The following is a 15,811-nucleotide window of genomic DNA, read 5'->3' as shown; positions in this document are numbered from 1 at the left end:
AAGACACCGGGCCCGCGAATGCCCGGGGTCTCACGCGCGGCACTTCGCGGGTGCCACGCTCGGGAGCCGTGCCGCGAAACACCGCTCCCGCAGTCAGCCCGGAGGCTCGGGCCCTCGAAGTTCGAAGGCGTTCGAACATCCGTTCTAACTACGAAGAAGACTAGCACTGACGTACGACAAAAATGCAAGACGACGAGGCTGAGGCGGGGCGGAAGAGTTCACACTGTGATGACGACCTTGGCCCGGGCGTGCTCCAGCTCCAGGTAGCGGATCGCCTCGGGCACCTCGGCCAGCTGATACGTGCGGTCGACGGCCGGGGTCAGCCGGCCCGACTCGGCCAGCTCACGCAGCCCGGTCAGCAGGTCCCGGCTGGGCCGGGTCGCGAGCACCACGATCTGCGGGCCCGAGCGGGAGAGCTTGGCCGCGATCTGCGCTCCGATGATCAGCCGCATCGGCCCGAACACCTGGGCCCGCCCGCGGGACGTGCCGCCGCCCGAGAGCACCAGCACTCCGCCCGGCGCCACCGCCCGCCGCAGATCGCTCAGCGACCGGTTCCCGACCAGGTCGAACACCACGTCGAAGCGGCGGCCGAGCCGGGTGAAGTCGCCGCGGGTGTAGTCGACGACGTCGTCCGCGCCGAGCGAGCGGACCAGCTCGACGTTGCGGGGGTTGCACACCGCCGTCACCGAACCGCCCAGCGCCCGGCCGATCTGGACGGCGAACGTGCCCACCCCGCCCGAGGCTCCGTTGATCAGCACGCTCCGGCCGGCCCGGACCCGGCCCACGTCCCGCAGCCCCATCAGGGCGGTCCCACCGGCCAACGGCATCGACGCCGCCTCTTCCCAGCTCAGACCGGCCGGCTTGAACTCGATCTCGTCCGCGGGGGCGCAGACGTACTCCGCGAACGCCCCGTGGGCGTCGCCCAGATCGCCGTAGACCTCGTCGCCGGGCCGGAACCGGTCGACCTCGGCGCCGACCGACTCGACCGTTCCCGCGAAGTCGGTCCCCCGGATCCGGCGGCGCGGCCCGCGCGGGCCCATCACCGCGGGCAGCATGAGCCGCCCCAGATACGGGTCGCCCCGCATCACGTGCCAGTCACGGGCGTTGACCGAGGCCGCCCGCACGCGCACCCGCACCTCACCCCGGCCGGGTTCCGGCTCGGCCACGTCCTCGAGCCCCAGTACGCCGTACTTCTCTTGATAGATGGCCTTCATGCTGCCCAGCGTGCCGATCGGCGGCGCCCGTCTCATCGGAGCGGAGGCCGGACCGGAGTCGGCCGATGGCAGGAGTCAGGGACGGCCGGAAGTACGGCCCGTCTCGTAGGCCCACATGGCGATCTCGACCCGGTTGCGCACCACCAGCTTGGCCATCAGCGACGTGATGTGCGTCTTCACCGTGCTCAGGCTGATGTGCAGCCCGGACGCGATCTCGGCGTTGGTGCGGCCGCGGGCCACCAGCCCCAGCACCTCTTCCTCGCGGCCGGTCAGCGGGTCGATCGGCTGCGGTCGCGGGCCGGCCGGGCCGGTGTCGGCGAACGCCTTGAGCAGCCGCGTGGTGATGCTGGGGGCGATCAGCGCGTCGCCCCGGGCCGCCGCGTGCACGGCCTGGCTGAGCAGGGCCGTGCCCGCGTCCTTGAGCAGGAAGCCGCGCGCCCCGGCCCGGAGCGCGGCGTACACATGATCGTCCAGGTCGAACGTGGTGATGACGACCACGGCCAGCGGGTCGGCGACGGCGGGCCCGGCCAGGCGCCGGGTGGCTTCGATGCCGTCCATGCCCGGCATCCGGATGTCGAGCAGGCACACGTCGGGCCGCAGCCGCTGGGCCAGTTCGACGGCCCGGCGGCCGTCGGGGGCCTCGCCGACCACGCGGATGCCGGGCTCGGCGTCGAGGATCATGACCAGGCCCGTACGCACGATCTCTTGGTCGTCGGCGACGACCACGCGGATGTCCTCGGCCATGGTCAGGCCGCCACCCCGGTGCGGGGCAGCGTCGCCGTGACCGTCCAGCCGCGCCCCGGACCCGGGCCGGCCTCGCAGGTGCCGCCGAGCAGACCGGCCCGCTCGGCCATGCCGGCCAGCCCGAACCCGGTGGCCGAGAACGACCGGGCGGCCTCGCCGTCGTCGCTGACGTGCAGCCGCACCAGCGACTCGTCGGCCGCCACCCGCACCGTGACGCGGCTGGCATGCCGGGCGTGCCGCCGCGCGTTGGTCACCGACTCTTGCGCGAGGCGGTAGACCGCGGTGCCGACCGTGGCCGGCACGCCGTCGAGGTCGCCGGTCAGCTCGACCGAGACGGGCAGGCCGGACGACGAGGCCAGGCCGCGCAGCTCGTCCCAGCCCGGGCTGGGCGCCCGGTCATCGGCCTCGGACAGGCGCAGCGCGCGCACCATCGTGCGCATCTCGGCCAGGGCCCGGGTCGCCTCGGCCTCGATCACCCGCAGCGCCTCGACCGCGGCCTCGGGTTGCCGCTGGGCCACCGCGATGCCGGCCTGGGCCCGGATCGCCATGGCCGAGACGTGGTGGGCCACCGTGTCGTGCAGGTCGCGGGCCAGCCGTTCGCGTTCGCGCAGTTTGGCCTCGCCGAGCCGCCGCTCGAGCAGCCGGGCCCGGTAGCGGAACGTCGTGGCCAGCGCGAACGCCGCGATCATGGCCACGAACCCGAGCAGCATGTCGGAGACGCCGATGTGGCCCAGGGCGGCCGACACCGAGATCTTGGCGAAGATCAGCCCGGCCCCGGCCAGCGCCTCGCGCCCGGAGCCCCAGCGGAACAACGAATACGGCAGGATCAGCAGGTAGGCCAGCGTGCCGTTGCCCGGATCGGACCAGAACAGGCAGACCAGGAACGCGATCGCGACCATCAGGAACGGCCGGGTGCGCCGCCACAGCAGGGTCGGCGTCAGCACCAGCCCGAGGATCATGCCGGACCAGGCCGAGGTCAGCACTCCCTCGAGCACAGTGGCCAGGACGACGACAGCCACCAGCACCCAGTCGCGCCGGACACGGACCGGCGCGCCCGGCGACCGGGGCTCGTGCCACACCGAGCGGAGAGTCTCGCGCACGCCACGATCGTACGAAGGAAGCCCGGAAATCGGACCCGACTAAAGTACTAGTCCTTTCTCGAACACGAGCTGGTTGTACGGCGAGGGGTCGTCGACCGGGATCTCGCGATAGCCGCTGGCGCGATAGAGGGCGATCGCCTCCGTGAGGGCCGAGTGCGTGCCGAGCCGGATCGTCGTGATGCCGTGCGCGGCCGCGTCCTGCTCGAGGGCGGTCAGCAGCCGGCGGCCCAGCCCGAGCCCGCGGGCGTCCGGGCTCACCCACACGTGCCGGATCTCCGCGACCGGCCCGCTCCCCTGCCACAGGCCGCAGCCGACCGGCCGCCCGTCCTCGCGGGCCAGCAGGAACGTCCCGTCGGTGAGCGTGCCCGGCGCGATCAGCGTGGCCGGGTCGTACCCCTCGGGAAAGCGAAGATCCAATTCCTGGGCGTACGCCTGAAGGCAGCCCCGGGCGGAAGCGGTGTCATCCGGCCCGGCGTCGATGGTGACGGTGGCCAGCCGCATCAGACGCCGGACCTGGGCCTGCGCCTCGAGCAACCGTTCCCGCTGCTCAGCAGTGAGCGGATCGAGCAGCCCGGCCACGCTGTCCCGCGAGCGCGCCTCCAACTCGGCCCGCTCCGCACGGCCGGCCGCGGTCAGGGTCACCGTCCGCACCCGCCCGTCGGACGGGCTGGGGCCGACCGCGACCAGCCCGTCCCCGCCCAGCGAGCGCAGCAGCCGGCTCAGATAACCGGAGTCGAGCCCGAGCCGGGAGCGCAGTTCGCGTAGGTCGGCGCCGTCGCCGATCTCGAACAGCAGGCGCGCCTCGCCGAGCGGCCGCCCCTGGCCCAGGTAATGATCGTTGAGCACGCCGAGGCGTTGCGTGTAGAACCGGTTGAAGTCCCGTACGAGCTCGATCTGATCCATGACCTCTGACTCTAGTCAGAGAAACCGCGCAGGGAGGAACCATGAGCCGGATCGTGGTCGTCACCGGTGGCAGTTCGGGCGTAGGGCTGGCCGCCGCCGAGCAGTTCGCGGCCGCGGGCGACGAGGTGGTGCTGGTCGGCCGCACGCCCGAGCGCCTCGAACAAGCCGCACAAAAGGTAAAGAATGCCAAGGTTATGAAAGCCGACTTCGAAGACTTCGATCAAGTACGCGATCTTGCCGCGCGGATAAGGGCCGAGTACCCGAAGGTCGACGTCCTGGCCAACAACGCCGGCGGCATGGTCCAGCACTACCGCCGTACGAAAGACGGCTTCGAGGCGACCATCCAGAGCAACCATTTGGCGCCGTTCCTGCTCACCCATCTGCTGAAGGACCGGCTCGCCGGCGGTCGTGTGGTCAACACCGCCTCGCGGGCCCACCGTTACGGCCCGCCCCAGCTCGACCGGCCCGGCCGCTACAACCCGTGGACGGCCTACGGCGGGGCGAAGTCGGCCAACATCCTGTTCGCGGCCGAGGCCGCCCGGCGCTGGCCCGGGATCACGAGCGTCGCGTTCCATCCGGGCGTCGTGCGCAGCAATTTCGGGGCGGGCCGGGCGACGCGCTTCTTCTACAAGTGGGCGCCTTTCCTGGTCACGCCCGAGACGGCGGGCGCGCTGCTGGTGCGGCTGGCCACGACCGACGTGACCAACGGCGGCTACTACGACGAGCACGGCCGGCTCGCGTCGCCGCGGGCACACGCGGGCGACCCGGCCGCGGCGGCCGAGCTCTGGGACACCAGTGAAGAGGCCACCGGCGTACGGAAATAACGGAAACCCGGGAAACCGAGGGCTTGTTCACGAGGGTCTGCCCTCGCGGCCGGCGGAAACGTACGGTCACGCCTCGTGCGGATCACGGCGGCCCTCTCCCTGCTCATCGTCACGGCACTGTGGACGTTGGGCCGGGACGACGCGCCCGGCGGACCGGCCGCGTGGGGGCGGCTGGCCGCGCTGTGGTCGGCCGACCTGCTGCTGATCCAGGTCGTGCTGATGGCCCGCATCCCGTGGGTCGAGCGCGCGTACGGCCAGGACACGCTGGCCCGCTGGCACCGCTGGACCGGCTTCGCGTCGTTCCAGCTGCTCCTGGCCCACGTCGGGCTGGCCGTCACGGCGTACGGAATGCGGTTCTTCGACCCGGGGATGTTGTGGGCCTACCTGGCTCTGGCCACGCTGCTCCTGGTCGTGGTGACGTCGGTGCGCCGCGCCCGGCGGCGGCTGCGTTACGAGTCGTGGCATCTGCTGCATCTGTACGCCTATCTGGGTGTCGGCCTGGCCCTGCCGCACATGCTGCTGATCGGCAGTGACTTCCGGTCCCCGGTCGCCCGCGCCTACTGGTGGAGCCTGTACGCGGTCGCCGCCGGCTCGATCGTCGTGTTCCGCCTCGGGCTGCCGATGTGGCGGACGCTGCGGCACCGGCTGACCGTGGATCACGTCGACCCGGAGGCGCCCGGCCTGGTCTCGGTCTATCTGGGCGGGCGGCGGCTCGACCGGCTGCCGGTGCGGGCCGGGCAGTTCTTCGTGTGGCGTTTCCTCGACGGCCGCGAGGGGCTGCGCGGTCACCCGTTCTCGCTGTCCGGGCCGCCGCGCAGCGACAGCCTGCGGATCACGGTCAAGGTCGTCGGCGACGGCACGTCGCGGGTCGCGGCGCTGCGGCCGGGCACGCGGGTGCTGATCGAGGGGCCGTACGGGCGGATGACCGCAGCCACGTATGCCGGGGGCCCGGTGACCATGCTGGCCTGTGGGACCGGGGTGACGCCGCTGCTGGCGCTGCTCTGGGACCTGCCGTACGGCCACGGCCGGGCCACCCTGGTCTACCGCACCCGCCATCCGCACGAGGTGGCGTTCCTCAAGGAGCTGGAGTGGCTGGCCGAGCACCGCGGCGTGCGCCTGGTGCCGCTGGTCGGCCCCCGGGCCGAGGCCGGGTCGTGGCTGCCCGCCGAGTACGCCGACTACGACGACGCCGAGGCGTTGCGCTCGCTCGCCCCCGATCTGGCCGGGCACGACGTGTACGTCTGCGGGCCCGACGCCTGGGCCGCGTCGGTGTTCCGGGCCGCCCGGGCGGTGGGCGTACCCCCGGCCCGCCTGCACCGGGAACGGTTCGGGTGGTGAGAATGGGCTGATGAGGGAACACCCCAACGTCATCGCCGTGCAGGACGCGCTGGACGCCGCGGGCGCGCACACCGCCGACGACGCCCCGTCCATGGTCATCATCCTGGACTCGGCCGCGCACACCGCGGTCGCGGCGGCCGAGGCGCTCTGCATCGAGGTCGGCCAGATCGCCAACTCGCTGATCTTCGACGCCGACGGCGAGCCGCTGCTCGTGCTGACCTCGGGCGCGCACCGGGTCGACACGGCCAAGGTCGCGGCCGGTCTGGGCCTCGGCCGGCTGCGCCGGGCCACGCCCGAGTTCGTCCGCGAGCACACCGGGCAGGCCATCGGCGGGGTCGCTCCGCTCGGGCACCCCAAGCCGGTCCGGACGCTGGTCGACACCGCGCTCGAGCAGTACCGCGACATCTGGGCCGCGGGCGGGGTGCCGCAGGCGGTCTTCCCGATCACCTTCGCCGAGCTGGTGCGGGTCACCGCGGGCACGCCGGTCGACGTGGCCTGATGCCGGTCACCCTGCACGTGTGGCGGGTGCCGCGCCACCTGGTGGTTCCGGCCATGTTCCGCCTAGCCTTCCCGGGGGCGAAGCGGACAAAATTCTCGAAATTCTTGGGTACGGCGGATGGCTTCGGACCGGCCGATGCCGACCTGACGCGATACGCGGCCATAACCGTCAGCGATGACCCCGTACACCTGCCTAAATGGGAAAAATTGGCGATCAGCTCGGCGCGGGTGGACATCACGCCACTGAGCAGCCGGGGCACCTGGTCGGGGCGGGAGCCGTTTCTGCCGACAAATCGGAAAAGCGAGGGCATGGTTCTGGCGCTCACCCGGGCCCGGCTGCGGCCGACGCGGGCCCGGGCGTTCTGGAAGGCCATCGCCCCGGTCGCCCGCGAAGTCGATCAAGCACCGGGCCTGCTGGCGCACTTCGGCATCGGCGAGGCCCCGATCGGCTTCCAGGGCACGATCAGCCTGTGGCGCGATGCGGCGGACCTGGCCCGATTCGCGTACCGTCAGCCGGAGCATCGCGCGGTGATCGCACGGACACCGACCGATGGGTGGTACGCCGAGGAGCTTTTCGCCCGATTCGCGGTCGACGAGATCACCGGCGACCGCGGCGTGCTGGGCTGGGTTGAGAAGGGCGTGACTCGACGATGAGGCTCGTGGCGTGGCAGCCGGACGACCTGCTGCGGCGGCTCGACGACGTGGTGAGCGTCTACGGCGAGGCCATGGGCTACCGCCAGGAGCTGTTGCAGACCCGGCGCGGCTACATCGGCGCCCATGTGCGGCGGGCCGGGTTCCGGGCGGTCGCGACCCTCACCACCGACGGGCGGCTCGCCGGCTTCGGCTACGGCTACACCTCCGGCCCCGGTCAGTGGTGGCACGACCAGGTTCGGTCCAACCTCGGCGAGGGCGAGCGGCAACGCTGGCTGGCCGACTGCTTCGAGGTGGTCGAGCTGCACGTGCGCCCGGCGGCCCAGGGGCACGGCGTGGGCGCCCGGCAGCTGCGCGCGCTGCTGGCCATGGCCGAGGGCGAGACCGTGCTGCTCTCCACGCCCGAGGCCGACGAGCAGAAGTCGCGGGCGTGGCGGCTCTACCGCCGGTTCGGGTTCGCCGACGTGCTGCGCCACTTCCACTTCCCCGGCGACGAACGGGCGTTCGCCATCCTCGGCCGCGACCTGCCGGTCCTCGAACGACCAGCGGAAGACGCTCCCGGCATTGTCGGTCTCTAAAGCCACCCCGTCCTGGGTGCTGCTCGGGGCGCTGGTTCTCGCCCAGATCTGCTACCCGCTGACCTCCGGCTCGACCCGGGCCGCGTTCACCGTGGCCACGGTCGTGCTCGGCTACCTGCTGTCGGTCACGCACGCCTGGCTCACCCGTGGCCCCCGGGCCGCGCTGGCCCTGGTCGGCGCAGCCACGCTGGGCGGCTTCGCGGTCGAGGCGCTCGGGGTGGCCACCAGCTTCCCGTTCGGCACCTACGACTACTCGGGGCAGCTCGGACCCAAGCTGCTCGGCGTCCCGCTGATCATCCCGCTGGCCTGGACCTGGATGGCCTGGCCGGCCTGGCTGGCCGCGCAACGGCTGCCGATCGCCCGCTGGGCCCGGGTCGGCGTGGCCGCGTTCGGCCTGGCCGCCTGGGACCTCTTCCTCGACCCGCAGATGGTGGCCGAGGGCTACTGGCGGTGGGTCTCCCCCACCCCCGCGCTGCCCGGCCTGACCGGCATCCCGATCAGCAACTATCTGGGCTGGCTGGGCTTCGCGGTCGTGCTGATGACCGCGCTCAGCCACTTCTCGCGGGTGCACGAGGCCGGGCCCGACGACGGGCCCATGCTGGGCCTCTGGTTCTGGACGTACGCTTCGTCAGTGCTCGCCCACGCCGTGTTCCTGAGCCTGCCCGCCTCGGCGGTGTGGGGCGGCGTGCTGATGGGCGCGGCCGTGCTGCCCGTGGCCGTCCACCTGCTGACCCCGGCCCGGCCCGAGACCGACCAGCGACGGGTACGACCGTGAGGTGGCTCGCGCTGCTGCCGTGGGCCGCCCTCACCACCCACACCGCCGTCAACGCCCTGCTGCTCCGCCGCCCCGCCGCCGACTCCCCCGGCCGGCCCGAACGAGACGCAACGTCTCGTCTCGCGCCGGGCGAGGCCGAACGGGTGGCCGTGCTTCTTCCTGTGCGGGATGAGGCGGAGCGGGTCGGGGCCTGCCTGGAATCACTGCTGGCCCAGCGCGGCGCCGAGAACGTGACGATTTATGTGCTGGACGACGGCTCGACCGACGGAACCGCCGAGATCGTGCGCGCGCTGGCCGGCGACAAAGTGCGGCTGCTGACCGGGAAGCCGCTGCCCGACGGTTGGCTGGGCAAGCCCCACGCGTGCCAGCAACTGGCCGACGCCGCGGCGGACGCCGACGTCCTGTCGTTCGTGGACGCCGACGTGGTGCTCGAACCGGACGCGATCGCCGCCGCCGTCACCGAGCTGCGCCGGGCCGAGGTCGGACTGCTCTCGCCGTACCCAAAGATCACCGGCGCCGGCCGTCTGGTGCAGCCACTTCTGCAATGGTCGTGGCTGACGTTCCTGCCCTTGCGTGCGATGGAACGCTCGCCCCGCCCGTCCCTGGCCGCGGCCGGCGGGCAATGGCTGGTCATCGACGCCGCCGCGTACCGCCAAGCGGGCGGCCACGCCGCAGTGCGCACCGAGATCCTGGAAGACATCGCCCTGGCCCGCGCGGTCAAACGCTCCGGCGGCCGCATCGCCCTGGCCGACGGCTCCCGCCTGGCCACCTGCCGCATGTACGACTCGTGGGCCGAGCTCGAGGCCGGCTACGCCAAGTCGCTCTGGGCCTCCTTCGGCTCGCGGTCCGGCGCGGCCGCCGTCGTGGTCACCCTGCTTCTTCTGTACCTCGTTCCGCCGCTCGCCGCCGTCGGCCTGGCCGCCGCGGGTGATTATCAGGGGGCCGCGGTGGCCTCGACCGCCTACGCCCTCGGAGTCGCCGGGCGAGTGCTGGCGGCCCGCGCCACAGGCGGACGCGAATGGCCCGACCCCCTCGCCCATCCGCTCTCGATCGCCCTTTTCGCCCGCTTGATCGCCCGCTCGTTCCGCGAACGGGCCCGAGGCAACCTGACCTGGCGCGGGCGCCCCGTATGAGCAGCATCATCGTCATCGGCGCGGGTGTCGGCGGGTTGACCGCGGCGGCGCGACTCGCGGGGGCCGGGCACTCGGTGACCGTGTTCGAGCGGTCGGGTGAGCTCGGCGGCAAGCTGGCCGTCCACGAGCGGGACGGGTTCCGCTTCGACACCGGGCCCAGCCTGCTCACCCTGCCCCAGGTCTTCACCGAGGCCCAGCCCGACCTGGTGCCGCTCGACCCGGTGGTGCGGCACGTCTTCGCCGACGGCACGGTGCTCGACTCGTCGGCCGTGCACGCCGAGTTCCTCGACCGCATCGCCGTCGCCCTCGGGCCGGAGGCCGCGCACGACTGGGACCGGTTCTGGACCCGCGCCCGCCGCATCTGGGACGCGTCGTGGCGGTCGGTGCTGCGCAATCCGGTGACCCCGGCCTCGCTGGCCGGGCTGACCTGGCGGGTCGGCGACCTGGCGGCGATCGCGCCCGGCCGCTCGTTGCGCGCGCTGGGCCGGCAGTACCTGCGCGACCCGCGGCTGCGGACGATGCTCGACCGGTACGCGACCTACACCGGGGCCGACCCGCGCCGGGCGCCGGCCGCGCTGGCCGCCGTCCCGTACGCGGAGCTGGCTTTCGGCGGCTTCTACGTGCCGGGCGGCCTGGGCACGATCGCCACGACGCTCGAGGAGCGCTGCTCGGCCGCCGGCGTGCGGATCGTGCGGAACACCGAGGTGCAGCGGATCACGGCCGAGGGCGGGAAGGTCACCGGCGTACGCCTGGCCGGTGGCGAGTTCGTGCCGGCCGCGGCCGTGGTGTCGAATGTGGACGCGCTGACCGTCTATCGCGATCTGCTGCCGGCCCCGCGGCGCCTGAGCGGGTTGACCGACCGCAGCCTCGGCGGTTTCGTGCTGCTGCTGGGCGTGCGCGGGGAGACGCCGGAGCTGGCCCACCACACCGTCTTCTTCCCGTCCTATTACGACGCCGAGTTCGACGACATCTTCGGATCGGCGTCGCGCCGGGCCCGGCCGGCGGGCGATCCCACCGTCTTCGTCACCCGGGCCGTCGACCCGGCCGTGCACCCGGCCGGTTGTGAGGCGTGGTTCGTGCTGATCAACGCGCCCCGGCACGGCAGCGGCTGGCGGGCGGTGGACTGGCGACGGCCGGGGCTGGCCGACGCGTACGCCGATCGCGTGCTCGCTGTGCTGGCCGAGCGCGGTCTCGACGTACGCCACCGGTTGCTTTTTCGCGAGACCCGCACGCCCGCCGACCTGGCCGAGGCCACGGCCGCCCCCGGCGGCGCCATCTATGGCACCGCGGGCGGGCTGATGCGCCCGGTCAACCACGGCCCGGTCGAGGGGCTGCACCTGGTCGGCGGCTCGGTGCACCCCGGCGGCGGCCTGCCGATGGTGACCCTCTCGGCCCAGATCGTGGCCGACCGCATCGGCCCGGCCTGAGTCAGCGCGGGGGCATCGAGCCGGCCTGAGTCAGCGCGGGGGCATCGAGCCGGCCTGAGTCAGCGCGGGGGCATCGAGCCGGCCTGAGTCAGCGTGGGGCGTGGGCGGCCAGGAACGCCTTGGCGATGGCCGACGACAGGTCGGCCGGGTCGGTGGCCGGGAACGCCTTGCCCCCGGTTGCCTCGGACATCGCGGTCAGGGCCTGCATGTCGACGTCGGGACCGTAGCCGAGGGCGAGCACCGGCACCGGGCGGCTCGGGTCCTGCTCGGCGGCCAGCTTGGTCATGAACTGGGACTGGGTCATCTTGAACGTGGACTCGCCGTCCTCGCCGTCGGTCAGCACCACGACCAGGGTGACCGTGCCCGGTGAGACCTTCTCGCGCATCTCGGCCACGCCGTCGAGCACCGACTTGTAGAGCGGCGTGCCCGAGTTGTCGGCCGCGCGGTAGTCGATCATCGCCTTGGCCAGCGCCTCACGGCGGGTCTTGCCGGCGACCGGCGCGGTGATCGGACCGTAGGACACGACCTCTTTGTGCGGCGGGCTGGACGGCGTCGGCTGGCCGAAGAACCACATGCCGACGGTGGTGTCCTCGGCGAACAGCTCGGCCGCGAACCGGCCCGACTCACGCAGCAGACCGGCCCGCGTGGTGGTGCCGCCGCCGGGCGCCGCGATCTTCTTGTTCATCGAGCCGGACGCGTCGATGAGCAGCAGCACCTGGGTGCTGAGCGATTTGTACTCGCTCCACATCGTCGACATGGCGAGCAGCTCGCGCGGCTTGGCCGGCAGCGGCAACGTGTTGGGCAGCGAGGCCGGGCGGAAACCGGCCTTGGTCAGCGACGTACGGGTGATCGCCGCCCGCAGCTGGGCGGTCAGCTCGACGTCCTGGTTGTTCTTGGCCACGGCGAACGGGTAGTCGGCCTCGACCTGACCGTCGACCGGGTACGCGCCCTGGAGCGGGATGGTGTGCTTGCCCTGCTGGTAGGCGCGCAGCTGCTGCTCGGTGGTGGGGAAGACGCCGACGTCGTAGACCACGCCGTTGGTGTTCCACTGCTCGGCCACCCGGGCCAGCAGTTTGGTCGGGTCGGCCGTGGCGTCGGCCAGCCGGCTGCGCAAGGTCAGCGCCCGCAACTGGGCGATGCCGGCGTCGGGGGTGGTGCGGGCCATGGCCGCGTTGACGCCGTAGACCGAGAGCAGGCCGGTCGTGCTGTACTGCGCGTCCGGCATGGTCACGGCCGAGAGCTTGCCGGCGGCGGCGGCCCCGGTGAGCTGGGCCCACGAGGTCCGGTCGCCCTTGGCGATCGTCTTCGCGACCACGGCCGGGGCGGCCAGCATGATCGGCGAGTGGGCCAGCGGCTTGCCGTCGGTGGCGAAGGCGGCGCCGCCCGCGTTGGCGATGCTCAGCCAGGCGCTGCTGGACGGGATCCAGACGTCGGGCTTGGCCGCGGCGGCCACGGTGTAGCCCGGTTCCTCGGCGACGACCTCGATGGGGTCGCAGGTGTTGGCCGGGTCGTCGTCCAGCGTCTTGGCCGCGGCGCTGACCACCGGCGCGATCTCGGGGGCGGCGGCGACCCGCAGCTTCACCCCCGCACAGGTGGCGGCCGACGGCGACCGCTCCGGGAGGCCGGCGGTGTTGGAGGTGGGGGCGGGATCACGGGAGTACATCCACCACGTCGTGCCCCCGGCCACGGCGACCAGCAGCACCACGATCGCGGCCGCGAGCAGCACCCGGCCGGCGCCGCCACCGGGCGGCCCGTGGTGGGTGATCGGCTCGTCGCCCGGGCCCTGGTTGCCTCTCGGCAGCTCCGACATCGCACCCACCTCTCCCTCTGATCGACCCGCTCTCCATCGAGCGGTCTCGCTCCAACGTGAGCGAATAGTAATCACATATCGGCGGCCGACGCGGGTCGGCCCCTATTGGCAGGTTGCCGATAGACAGAGAGTGTTACATCACCTACCCTGCGGCCGCGCCATCGCAACTGCGATCAATTCTCCGTCCTCACCTGTGCCAACAGGCTCCCGGGCCCACCCGCCATAGACCCTGTCCACATCGAAGCCCGCCGCTTCGACAGTAGTCCTCAGCTCACTTTCGGAGCGAAAGCGCAGCGTGGCCGAGCTGGTGAGCTCGTCACTGTGAGTAAATGCATAGTGCCGAGTTACGGTGACCGTCGCCTCGGCCACCAAATCTACGTCCATCCATGTGTCGACGATCTCGCCGTCGGGCCCGACGACGGGCCGACGTGAGCCGACAGGAGTCCAGGACGACCACGGGCGGGCGTCCGGATCGCGACTGTCGAAGATCAACCGGCCGCCCGGGACGAGCGCCCGGCGCAGGACCCGCAAGGTCGACAGCCACTGCTCGTCACTGACGAGGGACTGCGCCACGTGACCCGTCATCATCACGGCCTCGTACGCCCGGGCCGGAACGACCTCGGCCGCGCCCTCGATCCAGCGCACCTGGCCGGCCCCGGGCTTGCGACGGGCGGCGTCGAGGGCGGCCCGGGCCGGTTCGACCGCGGTCACCTCGTGCCCGGCGGCGGCCATGGCGATCGCGAGCCGCCCGGTGCCGCAGCCGAAGTCGAGCACCCGGGGCGCGTCCCGTTCCGCCAGCAACGCCATGAACAGGTCGTCGTCCCAGCCCCAGACGGTCTCCGCGTCGTAGATCTCGACCAGGCGCGGATCCTCGAACTCCCCACGGTTCACCATCCAGACATTAAGGCCTGTTCGAGGCTGGCCCCTCCGTAGCCCCACGCCGGCCCCGAACAGGCCTTAAGGTCATTTCCATGGAATGGCTGGCCCCGGAACGGTACGCAGCGGAACTCGAAGCCGAGGCGGGGCGGCTCGGTGCGGCCGCGGCCCGCCTGCCGATCGCGACGATCGTGCCCAGCTGCCCTGAGTGGACGGTCCACGACCTGGTCACCCACGTCGGCTCGGGCCACCGCTACGCGGCCGACGTCCTCGAGGCCGGCGGCCCGGTCGAGTACGAGCGGGTCGGCGCACCGTCCGATCCGGACGTCTGGACGCCCTGGCTGCTCGACGGCGCCCAACGGCTCAACGCCGCCGTGGTCGCCGTGGGCTTCTCGAACGAGGCCTGGACCTGGCACCCGAGGCACCAGACGGCCGGGTTCTGGCAGCGGCGCATGGTGCACGACGAGGTCGTCCACCGCTTCGACGCCGACCCGGACGGCGAGCTGGCCCCCGACCTGGCCGCCGACGGCGTCTCCGACCTGCTGCTCAGCTTCAAGACGTTCGAAACGATGCGGGGCGACGGCGAGACCCTTCAGTTCAGCGCCACCGACGTCCCCCGAAGTTGGCACGTCACCCTTACCAGCAGCGGCATCACATGGGATGACGGCGACCGCGGGGCCGACGTGACCGTGACCGCCCCCGTCCTGGAGCTGTTGCTGACGCTCAACCGCCGCCGCGCCACGTCGCAACCCGCCGGCGACGCCGCGTTGTGGGAGCGGTGGCTGGCCGCTTCGCGCTTCTAAGGCGTGTTTCATAACTGGGGTCGGCCTGCGGCGAGGTCCAGATTTCGGCTGTGTGCGGCCCGCGGAAGGCAGGCTACCGGTGTTGTAACCGGCCTTTCGCGGGACGTGCGCAGCCGAAATCTGGGCCCGGCGCAGGTCGGGTCCAGTCATGAAACACGCCTTAAAGCGGGCGGACGCCGAGCGGCAGTTTTTCTGTCGCGATGTGATGGAGCAGTGTTCGGCGAAGCGCCTCGGCGGCGTGCGGCAGCACCGAGCGCTTCCGGTGGGCCAGCGCGATCGTCCGCCGCATGCCCGGCGGGGCCAGCGGAGTGGCCCGCAGCAGCGGCCGGTTGGCCAGCACCATGCTCGGCACCAGGGCCACGCCCAGCCCGGCCTCGACGAACGCCAGCACCGCGTCCATCTCGCCGCCCTCGACGGCGAACTTGGGCGTGAACCCCGCCTTCTGGCACGCCTCGAGGGTCACCCCGCGAATGTCGTAGCCGGCCCGGAACATGACCAGCGGCGTGTGCTCGAGCTCGGAAAGGGCGATCTGCGCGTGCGGCGTGGGCGGCGGGCCGTCGGCCACCGAGGCCACGACCAGGCTCTCGCGCAGCACGGGGTCGGCGCTCAGCGAGTCGTCGACGCCCTCCTCGGGCTGGACGATCAGGGCCAGGTCGAGCGTGTGGGCCAGCAGGTTCTCGATCAGGTCCTGCGAGCCGCCCTCGTTGACGTAGAGCTGGATGTCGGGGTTCCCGGCCCGGAAGGTGCGCAGCACCTCGGGCACGAGCGACGAGCACAGGCTCGGGGTGGCGCCCAGCCGCACCTCGCCGCGGCGCAGGCCCACGATGTCGGCCACCGCTTCCTGGGCCGCGTCGGCGTCGGCGACCATCCGCTGGGCCAGCGGCAGCAGGGTCTGCCCGGCCACGGTCAGGGTCACACCGCCACGGATCCGCTCGAACAGGGGCGCGCCGAGGGTCGTTTCCAGCGTGTGAATTTGCTTACTGAGAGTCGGCTGCGAGACGCCCAAAATGTCCGCAGCTTGGGTGAAGTGGCGGGTTTGTTCCACCGCGAGAAAGTAGCGAAGTTGCTGGAGCTGCACCTCGATAGCCTATCTCTATGGAGACTGCGTCGATCATGCATTAGACGAATCGTCACCCG

At 72.2% G+C, this 15,811-nt stretch carries 16 protein-coding genes; 9 read left to right on the top strand and 7 right to left on the bottom strand.

Features of this window, described 5'->3' with window-relative positions; translation table 11 throughout:
* Nucleotides 1-218: 218 nt before the first annotated feature.
* From M1L60_RS36660 to M1L60_RS36645, 4 genes are all read right to left on the bottom strand, one after another.
* Complete coding sequence (locus M1L60_RS36660; RefSeq protein WP_253242177.1) at nucleotides 219-1,214, bottom strand: NAD(P)-dependent alcohol dehydrogenase; 996 nt, start codon at nucleotides 1,212-1,214, stop codon at nucleotides 219-221.
* A 75-nt stretch (nucleotides 1,215-1,289) separates the two neighbouring features.
* Complete coding sequence (locus M1L60_RS36655) at nucleotides 1,290-1,958, bottom strand: response regulator (protein WP_253242145.1); 669 nt, start codon at nucleotides 1,956-1,958, stop codon at nucleotides 1,290-1,292.
* Nucleotides 1,959-1,960: 2 nt separating this feature from the next.
* A complete protein-coding gene (locus tag M1L60_RS48070) occupies nucleotides 1,961-3,058 on the bottom strand; it encodes a sensor histidine kinase (protein WP_253242144.1) in 1,098 nt (365 codons plus the stop codon).
* Between the two features lie 39 nt (nucleotides 3,059-3,097).
* On the bottom strand, nucleotides 3,098-3,961 hold the full coding sequence (locus M1L60_RS36645) for a helix-turn-helix domain-containing GNAT family N-acetyltransferase (protein WP_253242143.1): 864 nt from the start codon (nucleotides 3,959-3,961) through the stop codon (nucleotides 3,098-3,100).
* 41 nt (nucleotides 3,962-4,002) lie between these two features.
* Between M1L60_RS36645 and M1L60_RS36640 the strand changes: the two genes are divergently transcribed.
* The 8 genes from M1L60_RS36640 (at nucleotide 4,003) to M1L60_RS36605 (ending at nucleotide 11,185) form a co-directional block, all read left to right on the top strand.
* Entirely contained in the window at nucleotides 4,003-4,785 is a 783-nt protein-coding gene (locus M1L60_RS36640; RefSeq protein WP_253242142.1) for an SDR family NAD(P)-dependent oxidoreductase, read from the top strand.
* 75 nt (nucleotides 4,786-4,860) lie between these two features.
* Nucleotides 4,861-6,123 carry a ferredoxin reductase family protein gene (locus M1L60_RS36635; RefSeq protein WP_438862196.1) on the top strand — a complete coding sequence of 421 codons (1,263 nt, stop codon included), beginning with the start codon at nucleotides 4,861-4,863 and terminating at the stop codon, nucleotides 6,121-6,123.
* Between the two features lie 10 nt (nucleotides 6,124-6,133).
* Nucleotides 6,134-6,622 carry a YbaK/EbsC family protein gene (locus M1L60_RS36630; protein ID WP_253242141.1) on the top strand — a complete coding sequence of 163 codons (489 nt, stop codon included), beginning with the start codon at nucleotides 6,134-6,136 and terminating at the stop codon, nucleotides 6,620-6,622.
* Complete coding sequence (locus M1L60_RS36625) at nucleotides 6,622-7,275, top strand: monooxygenase (RefSeq protein ID WP_438862195.1); 654 nt, start codon at nucleotides 6,622-6,624, stop codon at nucleotides 7,273-7,275. The genes M1L60_RS36630 and M1L60_RS36625 overlap by 1 nt, the downstream gene beginning before the upstream one ends.
* Entirely contained in the window at nucleotides 7,272-7,850 is a 579-nt protein-coding gene (locus M1L60_RS36620; RefSeq protein ID WP_253242140.1) for a GNAT family N-acetyltransferase, read from the top strand. The genes M1L60_RS36625 and M1L60_RS36620 overlap by 4 nt, the downstream gene beginning before the upstream one ends.
* Nucleotides 7,837-8,625, top strand: a complete 789-nt coding sequence (locus tag M1L60_RS36615) for a carotenoid biosynthesis protein (protein WP_253242139.1) — start codon at nucleotides 7,837-7,839, stop codon at nucleotides 8,623-8,625. Before M1L60_RS36620 ends, M1L60_RS36615 begins: the two co-directional genes overlap by 14 nt.
* Nucleotides 8,622-9,758: a glycosyltransferase family 2 protein gene (locus tag M1L60_RS36610; protein WP_253242138.1), complete on the top strand. Its 1,137-nt coding sequence runs from the start codon at nucleotides 8,622-8,624 to the stop codon at nucleotides 9,756-9,758. The genes M1L60_RS36615 and M1L60_RS36610 overlap by 4 nt, the downstream gene beginning before the upstream one ends.
* Nucleotides 9,755-11,185 carry a phytoene desaturase family protein gene (locus M1L60_RS36605; protein WP_253242137.1) on the top strand — a complete coding sequence of 477 codons (1,431 nt, stop codon included), beginning with the start codon at nucleotides 9,755-9,757 and terminating at the stop codon, nucleotides 11,183-11,185. The genes M1L60_RS36610 and M1L60_RS36605 overlap by 4 nt, the downstream gene beginning before the upstream one ends.
* Nucleotides 11,186-11,273: 88 nt before the next feature.
* On the opposite strand, the gene M1L60_RS36600 is transcribed toward M1L60_RS36605, so the two are convergent.
* Both M1L60_RS36600 and M1L60_RS36595 read right to left on the bottom strand, forming a co-directional pair.
* Nucleotides 11,274-12,995, bottom strand: coding sequence for a substrate-binding domain-containing protein (locus M1L60_RS36600; protein WP_253242136.1), 1,722 nt, complete (start codon nucleotides 12,993-12,995; stop codon nucleotides 11,274-11,276).
* Nucleotides 12,996-13,133: 138 nt separating this feature from the next.
* Entirely contained in the window at nucleotides 13,134-13,889 is a 756-nt protein-coding gene (locus tag M1L60_RS36595; protein WP_253242135.1) for a class I SAM-dependent methyltransferase, read from the bottom strand.
* Between the two features lie 77 nt (nucleotides 13,890-13,966).
* On the opposite strand from M1L60_RS36595, the gene M1L60_RS36590 reads away from it, so the two are divergent.
* Nucleotides 13,967-14,674, top strand: coding sequence for a maleylpyruvate isomerase family mycothiol-dependent enzyme (locus M1L60_RS36590; protein WP_253242134.1), 708 nt, complete (start codon nucleotides 13,967-13,969; stop codon nucleotides 14,672-14,674).
* A 160-nt stretch (nucleotides 14,675-14,834) separates the two neighbouring features.
* Here M1L60_RS36590 and M1L60_RS36585 read toward each other — a convergent pair whose 3' ends face one another.
* The gene (locus M1L60_RS36585) at nucleotides 14,835-15,758 is read right to left on the bottom strand and encodes a LysR family transcriptional regulator (protein WP_253242174.1); all 924 of its coding nucleotides are present in this window, start codon (nucleotides 15,756-15,758) and stop codon (nucleotides 14,835-14,837) included.
* Nucleotides 15,759-15,811: the final 53 nt, after the last annotated feature.

The organism is Paractinoplanes aksuensis, assembly GCF_024137025.1.
Classification (GTDB): Bacteria; Actinomycetota; Actinomycetes; order Mycobacteriales; family Micromonosporaceae; genus Actinoplanes; species Actinoplanes aksuensis.
The sequence above is the reverse complement of the archived record's forward strand: the minus strand, read 5'-3'. Positions and strand labels throughout refer to the sequence as shown.